This is a genomic window from Marinibaculum pumilum, assembly GCF_042646425.1.
Lineage (GTDB): Bacteria > Pseudomonadota > Alphaproteobacteria > Ferrovibrionales > Ferrovibrionaceae > Marinibaculum > Marinibaculum pumilum.
This window is the reverse complement of record NZ_JBHRTR010000015.1, coordinates 253,268-267,389: the sequence shown is the minus strand read 5'-3', so window position 1 is coordinate 267,389 and position 14,122 is coordinate 253,268. Positions and strand designations below refer to the sequence as shown.

At 69.9% G+C, this 14,122-nt stretch carries 13 protein-coding genes; 1 reads left to right on the top strand and 12 read right to left on the bottom strand.

Annotated features, from left to right (window positions below; all coding sequences use genetic code 11):
• Positions 1-389: 389 nt before the first annotated feature.
• On the bottom strand, positions 390-812 hold the full coding sequence (ndk, locus tag ACFOGJ_RS06085) for a nucleoside-diphosphate kinase (protein WP_379898910.1): 423 nt from the start codon (positions 810-812) through the stop codon (positions 390-392).
• Between the two features lie 208 nt (positions 813-1,020).
• Between ndk and ACFOGJ_RS06080 the strand changes: the two genes are divergently transcribed.
• Positions 1,021-2,901, top strand: a complete 1,881-nt coding sequence (locus ACFOGJ_RS06080; RefSeq protein WP_379898909.1) for an ABC-F family ATP-binding cassette domain-containing protein — start codon at positions 1,021-1,023, stop codon at positions 2,899-2,901.
• 33 nt (positions 2,902-2,934) lie between these two features.
• Here the strand turns inward: ACFOGJ_RS06080 and ACFOGJ_RS06075 are convergent, their stop codons facing one another.
• The 11 genes from ACFOGJ_RS06075 to ACFOGJ_RS06025 form a co-directional block, all read right to left on the bottom strand.
• Positions 2,935-3,315, bottom strand: a complete 381-nt coding sequence (locus ACFOGJ_RS06075; protein ID WP_379898908.1) for a DUF4189 domain-containing protein — start codon at positions 3,313-3,315, stop codon at positions 2,935-2,937.
• A gap of 91 nt (positions 3,316-3,406) precedes the next feature.
• The gene (locus ACFOGJ_RS06070) at positions 3,407-4,411 is read right to left on the bottom strand and encodes a TRAP transporter substrate-binding protein (RefSeq protein WP_379898907.1); all 1,005 of its coding nucleotides are present in this window, start codon (positions 4,409-4,411) and stop codon (positions 3,407-3,409) included.
• A 20-nt stretch (positions 4,412-4,431) separates the two neighbouring features.
• Positions 4,432-5,703 carry a TRAP transporter large permease gene (locus tag ACFOGJ_RS06065; protein WP_379898905.1) on the bottom strand — a complete coding sequence of 424 codons (1,272 nt, stop codon included), beginning with the start codon at positions 5,701-5,703 and terminating at the stop codon, positions 4,432-4,434.
• Positions 5,700-6,200 carry a TRAP transporter small permease gene (locus tag ACFOGJ_RS06060; protein ID WP_379898904.1) on the bottom strand — a complete coding sequence of 167 codons (501 nt, stop codon included), beginning with the start codon at positions 6,198-6,200 and terminating at the stop codon, positions 5,700-5,702. Before ACFOGJ_RS06060 ends, ACFOGJ_RS06065 begins: the two co-directional genes overlap by 4 nt.
• Positions 6,197-7,825, bottom strand: coding sequence for a GMC family oxidoreductase (locus tag ACFOGJ_RS06055; RefSeq protein ID WP_379898903.1), 1,629 nt, complete (start codon positions 7,823-7,825; stop codon positions 6,197-6,199). Before ACFOGJ_RS06055 ends, ACFOGJ_RS06060 begins: the two co-directional genes overlap by 4 nt.
• Positions 7,826-7,868: 43 nt before the next feature.
• Positions 7,869-8,969, bottom strand: coding sequence for a 5-methyltetrahydropteroyltriglutamate--homocysteine S-methyltransferase (locus tag ACFOGJ_RS06050; protein WP_379898902.1), 1,101 nt, complete (start codon positions 8,967-8,969; stop codon positions 7,869-7,871).
• Between the two features lie 23 nt (positions 8,970-8,992).
• On the bottom strand, positions 8,993-10,054 hold the full coding sequence (locus ACFOGJ_RS06045) for a branched-chain amino acid ABC transporter permease (protein ID WP_379898901.1): 1,062 nt from the start codon (positions 10,052-10,054) through the stop codon (positions 8,993-8,995).
• Between the two features lie 40 nt (positions 10,055-10,094).
• Positions 10,095-11,138: a branched-chain amino acid ABC transporter permease gene (locus ACFOGJ_RS06040; protein WP_379898900.1), complete on the bottom strand. Its 1,044-nt coding sequence runs from the start codon at positions 11,136-11,138 to the stop codon at positions 10,095-10,097.
• 25 nt (positions 11,139-11,163) lie between these two features.
• Positions 11,164-11,892 carry an ABC transporter ATP-binding protein gene (locus ACFOGJ_RS06035; RefSeq protein WP_379898899.1) on the bottom strand — a complete coding sequence of 243 codons (729 nt, stop codon included), beginning with the start codon at positions 11,890-11,892 and terminating at the stop codon, positions 11,164-11,166.
• On the bottom strand, positions 11,889-12,698 hold the full coding sequence (locus ACFOGJ_RS06030; protein WP_379898898.1) for an ABC transporter ATP-binding protein: 810 nt from the start codon (positions 12,696-12,698) through the stop codon (positions 11,889-11,891). The genes ACFOGJ_RS06035 and ACFOGJ_RS06030 overlap by 4 nt, the downstream gene beginning before the upstream one ends.
• Before the next feature lie 70 nt (positions 12,699-12,768).
• On the bottom strand, positions 12,769-14,001 hold the full coding sequence (locus ACFOGJ_RS06025; protein WP_379898897.1) for a substrate-binding domain-containing protein: 1,233 nt from the start codon (positions 13,999-14,001) through the stop codon (positions 12,769-12,771).
• Positions 14,002-14,122 lie beyond the last annotated feature (121 nt).

The following is a 14,122-nucleotide window of genomic DNA, read 5'->3' as shown; positions in this document are numbered from 1 at the left end:
CAGTGCCTCCTATGCAGCTGTTGGGTGTGGGAAACCGATACGGTAACGCCTCGCCCGTCGCGCCTGCATAGGATCTTGACCCTACGGCATTCACACATCTCGTCAGCGGAGCCAGATCAGCCCTGCGGTCCTCCCTTTTTGCCGTCATCCTCGGCCCCCGAGCCGAGGATCGTGGCAAGGCGGCGAAGCTGTGCGGCCTCCCTGTCCCGTCATGCCCCTCGGGTCAAGCCCGAGGGCGACGGCAGCAGGGAGGCATGTCGAAGAGAAGAGATATGTGAATCGCGTAGGGCTTGACCCGGTGACCCATTCCGCCAGCCAGGCGGCACCATCGCGGAATGGATTCCAGGCTCAAGACCTGGAATGACGCTGTCGCGAGATTGCGGCGAAGCTCAGCCGACGATCTCGGTGCCGGCGAAGAAGAAGGCGATCTCCTGAGCGGCGGTGTCCGTCGCGTCGGAGCCGTGCACGGAATTCGCCTCGATGCTCTCCGCGAAATCCTTGCGGATCGTGCCCTCGGCGGCATTGGCCGGATTGGTGGCACCCATCACGTCGCGGTTCTTCTGCACGGCGTCCTCGCCCTCCAGGACCTGCACGACCACCGGGCCGGAGATCATGAAGCTGACCAGGTCGCCGAAGAACGGCCGCTCCTTGTGTACGGCGTAGAACGCCTCCGCCTGGGCCTGGCTCAGATGCAGGCGCTTCTGCGCCACGATGCGCAGGCCGGCGCTCTCCAGGCGGTCGATGATCTTGCCGGTGATGTTGCGGCGGGTCGCGTCCGGCTTGATGATGGAAAGGGTGCGCTCGATCGCCATGGTGATCTCCGATCTCGGTTCAAAGATAGTGGATGTCGGGGGAGCGCAGCCGCCGCAGGACGCAGTCCGCAGCGCCCCGGGTGAAGCCATCCGGCGGCGCGGACCGGCGGGGCCCGCCGACGCGCGGCTGTATAAAGGCGTTGCCGCAGCCCCGCAATAGCGATACCTCTCCGCCCTCCCCGCCTTCCCGCCGGACGTCCGCCCCATCATGCTCAACCTCGACGGCATCACCCTGCGCATCGCCGGCCGCCCCCTGATCGAGGAGGCGAGCGTCGCCCTGCCGCCCGGCCAGCGGACCGGCCTTGTGGGGCGCAACGGCGCCGGCAAGTCGACCCTGCTGGCGGCGATCTCCGGTGCGCTGTCCCCCGATGCGGGCACGATCCGGATGCCGCCGCGCGCGCGGATGGGCATGCTGCGGCAGGAGGCGCCCGGCGGCGCGGAGGAGGTCCGCGCCCATGTCCTCGCCGGGGACGAGGAACGCACCGCGATCCTGGCCGCGCTGGAGGCCGGCCCGGCGCCGGAGGAGATGGCGGAACTGCATGCCCGCCTGGATGCGATCGGCGCCCATGCCGCGCCGGCCCGCGCCGCCGGCATCCTGCACGGCCTGGGCTTCGACGAGGCGGCGCAGCAGCGCCCGCTCAGCGCCTTTTCCGGCGGCTGGCGGATGCGGGTGGCGCTGGCCCGCCTGCTGTTCTCCGCCCCCGACCTGCTGCTGCTGGACGAGCCGTCGAACCATCTGGATTTCGAGAGCACGGTCTGGCTGGACGGCTTCCTGCGGCGCTATCCGCACACCGTCCTGCTGGTCAGCCACGACCGGGCGCTGCTGGACCATGTCGACCATATCCTGCACCTGGAGGCGAAGCGCCTGACCCTCTATCGCGGCGCCTTCCCCACCTTCCAGAAGACGCGCATGGAACGGCTGGCGCAGGACGCGGCCCTGGTGCGGCGGGAGCAGGCGGAGCGCGAGAAGCTGACCGCCTTCATCACCCGCTTCCGCGCCAAGGCGACGAAGGCGCGCCAGGCGCAGTCGAAGATGAAGCGGCTGGAGAAGCTGACCGCGACCATGCCGGTGATCGAGACCGACACCGCGCAGTTCGCCCTGCCGGAGATCAAGGATCCGCTGCCGCCGCCGCTGCTGACCGGCAAGGGCATCCAGCTGGGCTATGGCGAGGGCCCGCCGGTCCTGGCCGGGCTGGACTTCCGCATCGACCCGGAGGACCGGATCGCGCTGCTGGGCGCCAACGGCAACGGCAAGTCGACCTTCGCCCGCTACCTGGCCGGCGAGCTGAAGCCCCGCGACGGCGAGGAGACGCGGGCCCGCAAGCTTCGGGTCGGCTATTTCGCGCAGCACCAGCTGGACGCGCTGCGCCCTGCCGACACCCCGCTGGGCCATATCCAGCGGGCGTTGCCGGACCTGGCGCCGCCGGCCGCCCGCAGCCGGCTGGCCCGCTTCGGCCTGGGGGCTGCGCAGGCGGAGACGCAGGTGGAGCGGCTGTCCGGCGGCGAGCGTGCGCGCCTGGCTCTCACCCTGGTCTGCGCGGAGGAGCCGCATATCCTGGTGCTGGACGAGCCGACCAACCACCTGGACCTGGACGCCCGCGGCGCCCTGGTCACCGCGCTGACCGACTATGCCGGCGCGCTGGTGCTGATCAGCCACGACCGGCACATCATCGAGCATTGCGCCGACGCGCTGTGGATCACCCGCGGCGGCACGATCCGCCCGTTCGACGGCGACCTGGACGATTATGCCGCCAGCCTGTCCGACGACCGCCCAGGCCCGGCCTCGCGTGCGGCCGGCGCCGATGCGCAGCCCTCCGCGAACCGCAAGGAGGAGCGGCGCGCCGCCGCCGAACGCCGCGCCCAGCTGGCGCCGCTGCGCAAGGCGGCGGAAAAGGCGGAACGCCAGGTGGAGCGCCTGACCCGCGACCTGCAGGCGGTGCAGGCGCAGCTCGCCGACCCCGGCATCTACGAGGGCGATGGCGGCAAGGTCGCCGACCTGGCCGGCCAGGAAGGCCGCCTGAAGAAGGCGCTGGAAGAGGCCGAAGAGCGCTGGCTGGAAGCGCAGGAGGCGCTGGAGACGGCGGAATAGCCGGTCCCTCCCCCTCCTGCCTGCCGGCGACGATCAGTTCGCGCAGGCGGTGAAATGGTCCTTGCAGCTGCTCTCGCTGCCGCCGGTCTGGACGCACTTCTCCGTGGCGATCTTCTTCGCGGCGTCCTCGCTTCCCGCCAGTCCGATCCCGTAGGCGGTCTTCGTCGCGACGATCAGCGAGATGCAGCCGTTGTGGGACCAGACATGCTCGTCGCATTTCTGGCCGCCGCCCTCCTTGCGGCATTCCTTCGTGGCACCGGCCTCGGCCTCCGCCTTTGTCGCATGAGAACTCATGCCGACGGCACCGGCCGCCGGATCGAAGGACAGGGCCGCATAGGCATCCGCCATCGCCGGGCCCGCCACCAGGCAGGCCAGGATCGCCGCGCCGCCGAAGACTTTCACCTTTCCGATCATTCATCCCTCCATCGGAACCTGTTGCGGAACGGGACGCGCCCAGCAGCATCCGTGCCACGGATCGTCGCAGCAGCGGTCACGGGCGCGGCCATCACTGCGCCCCGCCTTCGACCAGCGCCTTCAGCCGCTCATACTCCTGCTGGACCGCGGGGTTCGCCGCCACCAGCTCCGCGGCCAGGGCGGCGAACTCGTTCTCCAGCCGCGCCTGCTGGCCCGGTGGCAGTTCGTGGACCAGCCCGCCATGGTCGCGCCAGGCGGCATAGCTCCTGGCGACATTCTCCACCCCCCAGGGGAAGGCGGCCTGGTCCGCCGCACGGCCGGCATCGACGATCGCGGCGCGCACCTCCGGCGGCTGCGCCTGGAACCAGGCCTCATTGACCAGGGTGACCGAGACGATTTCCGCAAAGCGCAGGTCGGTCACGTCGCGACCGATGTCGTAGAACTTGAAGGCGGTCAGGATCGGCATGCCGACCAGCATGCCGTCGATGCCGCCGTTCTGCAGCTGCGGCACCACCTCGCTCAGCGCCAGCGGCAGCGGCGCGGCGCCCAGCAGCTCCATCGGCTTCACCTGCATCGGCGAGGCGAAGGTGCGGATCTTCAGTCCCTTGAAGTCGGCCAGCGCGGTCACCGGCCGGGTGGTGAAGACCACGGTGGGGCTGTTGTAGAAGGCGCCGATCACCCGCAGGCCCTTGTCCAGGAACAGGGTTTCCAGACGGTCGCGATAGGCGGGATCCTGCAGCGCCCGCGCCACCTCCTGCGGGTCCTGGAACAGGCCGGGCACGTCGAAGGCCTGGAAGCGCGGGTCGATGGTGGTGACGAAGGCGGTCGGCGTGGTGAAGGCCTCGATGGTGCCAAGCAGCACCCCCTCGGCCATGCGCGGGATCGAGCCCAGCTGGCTGGAGGGAAAGATCTGCGGATCGAGCCGGTCGCCGACCCGGGCCGTCAGTTCGGCGGCGAAGAGCTTCTGCCATTGGTGCTGGACATCGTTGATGGTGGCGGAGGCGAGCTTCATCGGTGCCGCTGCGCCGCTGGCGGCCGGCAGGGCCGCGGCGAGAACGACGGCGGCCAGCAGCGCACGGATCACGATCTTCGACATGGCGGGCCCCTCCCCCCGGGTCAGATGGCGCGCCCCAGCAGCAGCGAGAGCGCCGGCAGATAGGTTACCAGCAGAAGCGCGGTCACCTGGACCGCGACGAACGGCAGGACGCCGAGATAGAGCCGGTGCGCGGCCACGCCGGTCGCAGTCTGCGCGACGAACAGGTTCAACCCGAAGGGCGGCGTGAACATGCCGATCGCCAGGTTGACCGTCATCACCACGCCGAAATGGATCGGATCGATCCCCAGGGCAACCGCCACCGGCACCAGCAACGGCGCCAGCACCAGGATCGCCGAGGTCGGGTCGAGGATGCAGCCGACCAGCAGCAGCACCAGGTTGACGCCGACCAGGAACGCCCATGGCGCCAGGGCCAGGGACTGCATCCAGGCGCTGATCGCCTGCGGCACCCCCTGGGTGGTCAGGATCCAGGTCACCAGCCCGGCCGCGGCGACGATCACCAGGATCTTCGCCGACAGGATCGCCGCGTCTGCTGCCGCCTGCAGGATCGCGCCCCAACCCATCGACCGGTAGACGTAGCGCGCGACCAGCATCGCGTAGAGGCTCGCCACGCCGCCCGCCTCCGTCGGCGAGAACCAGCCCAGATAGATGCCGCCCAGCACGACGACCGGCATAAGCAGCCCCCAGAATGCCGCCCGGGTCGTGCGCCAGACGGTCGCGGCATCGAAGCCGCCGCTGCGCGGGATGCCGGCCCGCAGCGCGATCAGCACCACCGCGCCGGCCATCAGCAGCGCCAGCAGCAGGCCGGGCAGCAGCCCGGCGAGGAACAGCCGCGGGATCGACTGCTCGGCCGCCAGGCCATAGAGGATCAGCGCGATGCTGGGCGGGATCACGATGTCGATCGCGCCGGAAGCGGCGATCAGCCCCGCCGACCGGCCGCGGCCATAGCCGGCGGCCTCCAGCCTGGGGAACAGGGTGCGGCTCAGGCTGGCCACCGCCGCGACGCTGGAGCCCGAGATCGCACCCAGCATGGCGGAGGCGCCGACGGTTGCCACGCCGAGGCTGCCGGGCACCCGCCCCGACAGGGCCAGCACCCAGTCGATCAGGCGCTGCGCGATACCGCCGCGGCCCATCAGTTCGCCGGCCAGCACGAAGAACGGGACGGCCAGCAGCGCGTAGTTGTCGAGACCCCCGAAGAACACCTGATGCAGGGCCGGCACCGGGATCGGCAGGACAAGGAACAGGGTCGCGACCGCAGCCCCGAGCAGGACCAGGAAGACCGGCAGGCCCAACAGCAGAAGGACGACCGGGAGGGCGAGGAGGGTCAAGGTCATGCGCCCCCTCCCCCGTCCGCCGCCTCCGCACCTGCACGCAGCAGCGCCCGCAGGTCACGCACCAGGAGGAACAAGGCCAATGCCGCCAGGCCGGCCAGCCCGGCGAGCAATGCGGCATGCGGGATCGCCATCGGCAGGCCCAGCGCCATGCTGCGCGGATTGATCGCCGCGATGCGCTGCACGAACTGCCAGGACGCGTCGGCGGCGAAGCCGGCGATGCACAGTGTCGCCAGGTCGTGCAGGACGAACAGGGCGGACGCGCTGCGTCCCTTCAGGTGCGACGGCAGCAGTTCCAGCGCGATATGGCTGCGCAGGGCCAGCGCCAGCACGGCGCCCAGGATGACCAGGAAGATCATGGCGAAGACCAGGATCTCGTCGGCGCCGGTGATCGAAGCGGCGAACAGGTAGCGCCCGGCCGCGTTGGCGACGTTCAGCAGCACCATCGCCAGCAGCACGATGCCGAGCAGGCCCCGCACCCACCTGTGCAGCAGGCTCATCCGGCGCGCCCCAGGATCAGGTCCGACGCCTTCTCCGCGATCATCGTGACCGCGGCGTTGATATTGCCGCCCGGAATCGTCGGCATGACCGAGGCATCCACCACCCGCAGCCCGGCGATGCCCCGCACCCGCAGCGCGCCGTCGACCACCGCGCTGTCGTCATGCCCCATCCGGCAGGTCCCCGCCGGGTGATGGACGGTGATCAGGGTCTGCCGGATATGGGCATCGATCTGCGCATCGCTCTCGCAGTCCGGGCCCGGCAGGGTTTCCGCCGCGATGAAGGGCCGCATCGCCGGCTGGGCGGCCAGCTGGCGGGCGATCCGGACACCGGCGCGCAGCACCGCGCGATCGCGTTCGTCCGACAGGAAGTTCTGGCGAATGCGGGGCGCCTCGTGCGGGTCCGCCGACCGCAGGGCGACCTCGCCCCGGCTCCGCGGCCGGATCGCCACCGCGCGGATCGCAAAGCCGTCGTCGTAGGGCCACCGGAACGGCGGCAGCCAGGGCCCGGCAGTGATCGGCGCGGCGGTGAACAGCAGCTGGAGATCGGGCAGCGGCGCCCCCTCCGTTCCGTCGCCCACCCCACTGCGCAGGAAGGCCACAATGCCGCCGGGCACGTCGCCGGCAATGCCACGACCGGTCATCCAGGTGCGCAGCAGGTCCAGGCCGATCCGGTCGGCGCGCATCCTGCGGGCCAGCGGCCCCGGCGCGCTGCGCCGCCAGGCCAGCATCGCGGAGGCATGGTCCTGCAGGTTGCGGCCCACCCCGGGCAACGGCAGAACCGTTTCGATGCCCTGCGCTGCCAGCTGCTCCGGCGGGCCGATGCCCGACAGCATCAGCAGCTGCGGGCTGTTGATCGTGCCAGCCGACAGGATCACCTCCCGCGCCGCCCGCACCTGGTGCAGGCTGCCGTCCCGGCGATAGTCCAGGCCGGTACAGCGCCCCTCGGCGATCCGCAGCCGGGTCACCGTCGCACCCGTGACGACCGCCAGGTTCCGCCGGCGGCGCACGGGGTGCAGATAGGCGGTGGCGGCGGAGGCCCGGCGTCCGTTCCGGATCGTCATCTGCAGCCGGGCGAAGCCCTCCTGCTGCGCGGCATTGTAGTCGTCGGTCCAGAGATAGCCGGCCTGGCCCCCCGCTTCCGCGAAGGCATCGACCAGCGGGTCGGCGTAGCGGCAATACTGGGTGCGCAGCGGCCCGCCACCGCCGCGCAGGTCGCTGTCGCCGCCCTCCCAGTCCTCCAGCCCGCGGAAATAGGGAAGCACCCTCTCGAACGACCAGTCGGGCAGTCCGTCGGCGGCCCAGCGGTCATAGTCGCAGCGATGGCCGCGGACGAAGGCCATCGCATTGGTGGAGGAACAGCCGCCGACCAGCCTGCCGCGGGCGCATTCGACCGCGCGGCCGCCGACATTGTCCTCCGGCTCGCAGAAATACATCCAGTCATGGCGGCGCTGCAGCAGGATCCTCCCCCAGCCCAGCGGCAGGTGGACCAGCGGGTCGCGGTCCCAGCCGCCGGCCTCCAGCAGCAGCACGGAGATGCCCGGATCCGCGCTCAGCCGGTTGGCCAGCACGCAGCCAGCGGAGCCGGCGCCGACGATGACATAGTCGAAGGATTCCAAAGCCGGCATGGCCTCTCGCCGCATCAGGGCATGCCAATGGCGAACCGGGCCGTCAGTGCCAGACCTCGGCCGCGACATCGGCGACCAGCTTCAGCTTTGCCGCCTCCGCCTCGGGCCCGATGGAATTGCCGCCGGCGACCGAGGCGAAGCCGCATTGCGGGCTGAGCGACAGCCGGTCCAGCGGCGCCAGCTTCGCCGCCGCGTCGATCCGCCGGCGCAGCTCGGCCGCCGGCTCCAGCTCCGGCGTCTTGGTGGAGACCAGGCCCAGCACCGCATGCCTGCCCGCCGGCAGGAAGCGCAGCGGCTCGAAGCCGCCGGCGCGCTCGGTGTCGTATTCCAGGAAGAAGACGTCGACCGGCGCGCCGTTGAACAGCCGCTCCGCCACCGGCTCGTAGCCGCCCGCTGCCATCCAGCGGCTGCGGAAATTGCCGCGGCAGAGATGCATGCCGAAGGTGGCCTGCCCCTCGAACCCCGCCAGGATCCGGGCGATGGCATCGACATAGCGGCCGGCCAGGGCCTCCGGATCGCCGCCCAGGCCCTGCACCTGTTCCCGGATCGACGGGTCGCAGAGCATCGCCAGCGGCACCTCGTCGAACTGGATGTAGCTGCAGCCCGCCGCGATCAGGTCGCCGACCTCCGCGCGGTAGACCGCCACCAGGTCGTCCCAGTAGCGTTCGACATCCGGATAGGCGGCCGGGTCGGCGGGGGCGTCCAGGCGGAAGAAGTGGAAGGCGCTGGGCGACGGCATGGTCACCTTCGGGGTGCGGGCGGTCAGGCTTCGCAGGCGCCGATACTCGTCCACGCAGATCGGGCGGTGGCGGCGGATCGTCTCGCAGGCATGGCAGGTCGGCCATTCGAAGGTCTCGCCGCTGCCGTCCTTGAAGCGGAAGGCGGAAGGTTCAAGTTCGAAGCCGCTCATCCGCTCGAAGAAGAAGCCGAACCAGGACGAGCGGCCGAACTCGCCGTCGGAGATCGACTGCAGGCCGGCCGCCTCCTGCATCCGGACCGCATCGGCGATCGCCGCCTGCAGCACCGCGTCGTAGCCCGCCTGGTCGATCTCGCCGCGGCGCAGCCGGCCATGCGCCGCCTTCAACACCGGCGGCCGCAGCAGGCTGCCCACCTGCTCGGCACGGAACGGTGGCCTTGCCGTCATCGCCTTCCTCCCCCTTCGTTGTTCTATTTCAGGCCGCGCAGCCGGCCGACGATCCCCGCCGGGAAGTGGTAGACGCAGAGGATGAACAGCACGCCGAGCCAGAGCAGCCAGCGCTCCGGCGCGATCAGCTCCGGGATCAGCGGCAGGGAGATCGTCGCCTCCATGCCGACCTCCATCAGGTCCTGCAGGTAGAACTGCGCCAGGTTCATGATCACCACGCCGATGATCGCGCCGTACATCGACGCCATGCCGCCGATCACCAGCATCAGCAGGACGTCGATCATGATCGCAAAGGACATGCTGGTGTCCGGCCCGGTATAGCGCAGCCAGACCGCCGACAGCACGCCGGCGAGGGTCGCCATGCAGGCGGCGAAGACGAAGGAGGCGGTGCGGTAGGCCACCACCCGGTAGCCCAGCGCCTCGGCGCGGAACTCGTTCTCGCGGATCGCCAGCAGCACCCGGCCGAAGGGCGAGTTCACCACCCGCAGCATCACCAGGAACAGCACCGCGCTGACCAGGAAGACCAGGTAGTAGGAGACGATCTTGCCGCTGAAGCGCAGGCCGAGGATCTCACCGTCGAACAGCTTGAAGGCCGGTTTCAGCATCCGCGGCACCGAATAGGTGATGCCGTCCTCGCCGCCGGTGAATTCGTGCAGCTGGCTGGCCAGGATCAGCACGAAGCTGGCCGCCGCCAGGGTGATCATGGCGAAGAAGATCGCCCGCACCCGCAGGGACAAAAGCCCGATCGCCACCGCGACGACGATGCTGACCCCCAGCGCCGCCAGGGTCCCCAGGCCGATCGCCCCCCAGCTGGCGCCCATATTGTCCAGCGCGATCGCCGCGCCATAGGCGCCGAAGCCGAAGAACATGGTATGCGCGAAGGAGACGATGCCGGTATAGCCCAGCAGCACGTCGTAGCTGGCCACCAGCACCACGAAGATGCAGATCCGCGCGCCCATCGCCAGCGCCCGCGGCCCGTCATCGGCGAAGGGCAAGACCACCAGCGCCACCGTGATCAGCGCGATGACGCCTGCCAGCACAGGGCTGCGGAAGCGGTCGCCGGAGAGCAGCCCGTCCATCAGCATGGCGCGGCTCCGGCGGCGCCCATTTCTGAACCTGTCGCCCTCATGTCTTCGTCGCCGGGTAGAGGCCGGTGGGGCGCCAGAGCAGGATCAGCACCATCAGCAACAGGGTGGAGCCCAGCGCCAGCTTGGGCGCCAGGAAGCCGGTATAGTTGGTCACCAGGCCGACCAGCAGCGCGCCGACCAGGGAGCCGCGCAGGCTGCCCAGCCCGCCGATGATCACCACGATGAAGACCAGGATCATCACCTCGTTGCCGACATGGGCGGTGATGATCTCCCGGTACAGGCCCCACATCACGCCGCCGACCGCGGCCAGGGCGGAGCCGGCGACGAAGACGCCGATGAAGACCGCGGTGACCCGGTAGCCCAGCGCCTCCACCATGTCGCGGTTCTCCACCCCGGCCCGGATGATCAGGCCGATGCGGGTGCGGGTCAGGGTCAGATAGGTGGCGATGTAGACCAGCACGCCGAATGCCACCGCCAGCAGCCGGTAGCGCTCCAGGGTCGCCTCGCCCACGATCACCGTGCCGGCGAAGGCGTTCGGCATCGGCACGCTGACCGGCAGCGCGCCCCAGATCACCGGCACCAGCTGTTCCGCCACGATCAGCGCGCCCATGGTGATCAGGATCTGCTTCAGGTGCTGGCCATAGACCGGCCGGATCACGATCCGCTCGAACAGGAAGCCCATGGCGAGGCCGAACAGCACCGCCGCCGCCACGGCGATCAGCACCGCCAGCAGGTTGAGCGGCAGCGACTCCGCGGTCACCCAGGCGTTGAGGGGCACCAGGACCGAGGCGGCGATGAAGGCACCGAAGGTGATGAAGGCGCCGTGCCCGAAATTCAGCACGTCCATCAGGCCGAACACCAGGCTCAGCCCGGCGGCCATCAGGAAGATCATCATGCCCATCGACAGGCCGGCCAGGGTCAGGGTCAGCCATTGCGGCAGGCCGCCGATCAGCGGCAGGCCGACCAGAACGATCAGCGGCACCAGCAGCGGCGGCAGCCAGGCCTCGACGATGTCGCGCAGCCGCTTCGGCGGCAGGCCGGCTGCGGCCTCCCCGGCCGCTGCATCTTGCGCCTCGCTCATGCCCGCTCTCCGCACGTCCCAGACATCAGCTATGCCCCTCCAGGCTCAGGCCCAGCAGTCGCTCCTGCAGCTCGGCATCGGCGGTCAGCTCCGCCATGGTGCCGCGATGCACGGTGCGGCCATCGTCCACCACCGCGACGGTGTCGCCCAGCGAGCTGGCGAACAGGAAGTTCTGCTCCACCAGCAGGACCGTCGTCTCCGACCGCTTCAGTTCGCGGAAGGCATCGATCATGGCGGTGATGATCGCCGGTGCCAGCCCCTTCGTCGGCTCGTCGATCAGCAGCAGATCGCGCGGCTCGATCATCGCGCGGGCGATCGACAGCATCTGCTTCTGCCCGCCGGACAGCACGCCGGCGGGCGATTCCCAGAACTTGCGCAGCGCCGGAAACAGGGTCAGCAGCCAGTCCAGCCGGTCCGCCGAAAAAGCGCCTTCCCGCGCGGCCAGGGTCATGTTCTCCTTCACCGTCAGGCCGGCGAAGATGCCCATGTCCTCCGGCACATAAGCGATGCCGTCGCGCGCATTGGCATGCGGCCGCCGCCCGCCGATCGGCTGCCCGCGGAAGCGGACCTCGCCCTGCGACGGCGCCAGCAGGCCCATGATCGTCTTCAGGGTGGTGGTCTTGCCGGCGCCGTTGCGGCCCAGCAGGACGGTCATGCCACCGCGCGGCACTTCCAGGTCGATGCCCTGCAGGATGTGGTACTGGCCGATATGGGTATGCACGCCGGCCAGGCTGAGCAGCGGCCCTTCCGTCATGACCCGGCCGCCTGTCCGCTGCCGGGCGCGACGCCCAGATAGGCCTCCTGCACCACCGGCAGGCCCATCACCGCGTCCGGCTCGCCGTCCGCCACCTTTTGGCCGTTGTGCAGCACGACGATGCGGTCGGCCAGGGCGCGGACCACGTTCATCTTGTGCTCCACCAGCAGGATCGTCTTGTCGCCGCGCGCCTTGATGCCGTGGATCAGGTCCAGGATCACCGGCGCGTCGTCGGCGCTCATGCCGGCAGTCGGCTCGTCGAACATGAACACCTCCGGCTCCAGCGCCATCAGCAGCGCCACTTCCAGCTTGCGCTGGTCGCCATGGCTGAGGGCGGACACCCGGTTGTAGGCCTGCCCCAGCAGCGCCACCTGGTCGAGCAGCAGTTCCGCCCGCTCGATCAGCTCCCGGTGGCGGTTGGCGACGCTGAACAGGTCGAAGCCGGCGCGGGCCCGCGCCTGCACCGCCAGCCGGACATTCTCCAGCACGAACAGGTTGGGAAACAGGTTGGTCAGCTGGAAGGCGCGGCCGATGCCGCGCAGCGCCCGCTTCGACGCCGGCAGGCCGGAAATGTCCTCGCCGAACAGGAAGACCCGCCCGGCGCTCTGCCGCAGCTGGCCGGAAATGAGGTTGAAATAGGTGGTCTTGCCGGCGCCGTTCGGGCCGACGATGGCGGTCAGGCTGCCGGCCTGGAAGGCGCAGCTGACCTGCGAAACGGCGACATGGCCGCCGAAGCGGATCGTCAGGTCCCGGGTCTCCAGGACCGGATGCACCGCCGGGATGCTGTCTGGATGCGCCTCTGTCATCTTGTCCGGGCCCCGACCGCCCCCGGCGCCCGTGAAGGGCGCCGGGGGCCGGCAGCCAGGCCTCCGGCCGCTACTTGTTGACCGGGATGTCCATCTCCTCCGGCTTGATCTCGCGGACCAGTTCCGGGATCGCCCAGTCGACGTCCGGGTCCACCTTGATCTTGAAGTGGTACATCGACTGCAGCGCCTGATGGTCCTCCGGGCGGAAGGTCATCGTGCCCTTCGGGGATTCGAAGGACATGCCCTCCATCGCCTTGATCAGGTCCGCCGTCTCCGTCGAGCCGGCCTTCTTCAGGGCCTCGACCACGGCGATGCCGGCGGCCATGCCGCCGGCGGTGAAGAAGTCCGGCGGCGAGTTGAAGCGCTCCTGGTGGGTCTTGACCAGCCAGTCGTTCACCGGGTTCTTCGGCGCCTCGTAATAGTAGTAGATGGCGCCTTCCATGCCGGGCACCCGCTTGTAGGTCGGCAGGACGGGGAGGATATGGCCGCCGGTCGACAGCTCAATGTCATAGCGCTCCGGCGCCATGCCCTTCAGCTTGCCCATCGGGTCGCCGGAACCGGCGACATAGATCAGGATCACCTTGCGGCCGGGCTGGTCCTTCAGCGCATCCAGCAGGCGCTGGCCCGGGGCGGTATAGTCGGTGGTCTTCAGCGGCACGTATTCCTCGTGCACCACATGCGCGCCGGTGCCTTCCAGCGCCCGCTTGAAGGCGGCGATGCCGTCCCGGCCGAAGGCATAGTCCTCCGCCAGGGTGGCGACATAGAGGTTCTCGTCCGGCTTCAGCGCCAGCGCCTGCGCCTGCATGTCCATGGACGAGTTGCGCGAGGTCTTGAAGATGTACTCACTGGCATCGGGCCCGGTCAGGCTGTCCGCCACGGCCGGTTCCACCAGAAGGATTTTCTCGTATTCCGCCGCGACCGGCAGCATCGCCATGGTCACGCCGGACGAGGTGCCGCCGACCGCAAGCACGACCTCGTCCTCGCCATAGGCCTCCGCCAGCACGGCGCGCGCCACGTCGGGCTTGAACTGGGTGTCCTTGGTGATGATCTCGATCGGCCGGTCCAGCACCATGTTCGACCCACCGGTGGCATATTCGACGCCGAGCCTGAAGCCGTCCTGGCTCTGCCGGGAGAAGACCTCCAGCGGCGAGCCGCTGGTGCCCTGCACCAGGGCGATCTTGATCGGGTCCTTGTCCTGGGCCTGCGCCGCGGGCGTCAGGCCGGCTCCGGGCGCCAGGACCGCGAGGCCCAGCAGCGCCGCACCGGCGACCGACAGGGCCGTCAGGGGGTTCCGGAAACGCATTCTCTCCTCCCAAATCTCATCGACCGGCAGGCCGGGGCGGCAGCGCCGGCGCAGAGCGCGGTCAGGCCGGCATTATGGCGGCCAAGGCGCCGCTTTGCCACAGGCGCCTTGGGCCGCCGGA

Excerpts from the sequence above, each read along its gene's own strand:
- ndk (WP_379898910.1), bottom strand. The coding sequence starts at position 812 with ATGGCGATCGAGCGCACCCTTTCCATCATCAAGCCGGACGCGACCCGC.
- ACFOGJ_RS06080 (WP_379898909.1), top strand. The coding sequence starts at position 1,021 with ATGCTCAACCTCGACGGCATCACCCTGCGCATCGCCGGCCGCCCCCTG.
- ACFOGJ_RS06075 (WP_379898908.1), bottom strand. The coding sequence starts at position 3,315 with ATGATCGGAAAGGTGAAAGTCTTCGGCGGCGCGGCGATCCTGGCCTGC.
- ACFOGJ_RS06070 (WP_379898907.1), bottom strand. The coding sequence starts at position 4,411 with ATGTCGAAGATCGTGATCCGTGCGCTGCTGGCCGCCGTCGTTCTCGCC.
- ACFOGJ_RS06065 (WP_379898905.1), bottom strand. The coding sequence starts at position 5,703 with ATGACCTTGACCCTCCTCGCCCTCCCGGTCGTCCTTCTGCTGTTGGGC.
- ACFOGJ_RS06060 (WP_379898904.1), bottom strand. The coding sequence starts at position 6,200 with ATGAGCCTGCTGCACAGGTGGGTGCGGGGCCTGCTCGGCATCGTGCTG.
- ACFOGJ_RS06055 (WP_379898903.1), bottom strand. The coding sequence starts at position 7,825 with ATGCCGGCTTTGGAATCCTTCGACTATGTCATCGTCGGCGCCGGCTCC.
- ACFOGJ_RS06050 (WP_379898902.1), bottom strand. The coding sequence starts at position 8,969 with ATGACGGCAAGGCCACCGTTCCGTGCCGAGCAGGTGGGCAGCCTGCTG.
- ACFOGJ_RS06045 (WP_379898901.1), bottom strand. The coding sequence starts at position 10,054 with ATGCTGATGGACGGGCTGCTCTCCGGCGACCGCTTCCGCAGCCCTGTG.
- ACFOGJ_RS06040 (WP_379898900.1), bottom strand. The coding sequence starts at position 11,138 with ATGAGCGAGGCGCAAGATGCAGCGGCCGGGGAGGCCGCAGCCGGCCTG.
- ACFOGJ_RS06035 (WP_379898899.1), bottom strand. The coding sequence starts at position 11,892 with ATGACGGAAGGGCCGCTGCTCAGCCTGGCCGGCGTGCATACCCATATC.
- ACFOGJ_RS06030 (WP_379898898.1), bottom strand. The coding sequence starts at position 12,698 with ATGACAGAGGCGCATCCAGACAGCATCCCGGCGGTGCATCCGGTCCTG.
- ACFOGJ_RS06025 (WP_379898897.1), bottom strand. The coding sequence starts at position 14,001 with ATGCGTTTCCGGAACCCCCTGACGGCCCTGTCGGTCGCCGGTGCGGCG.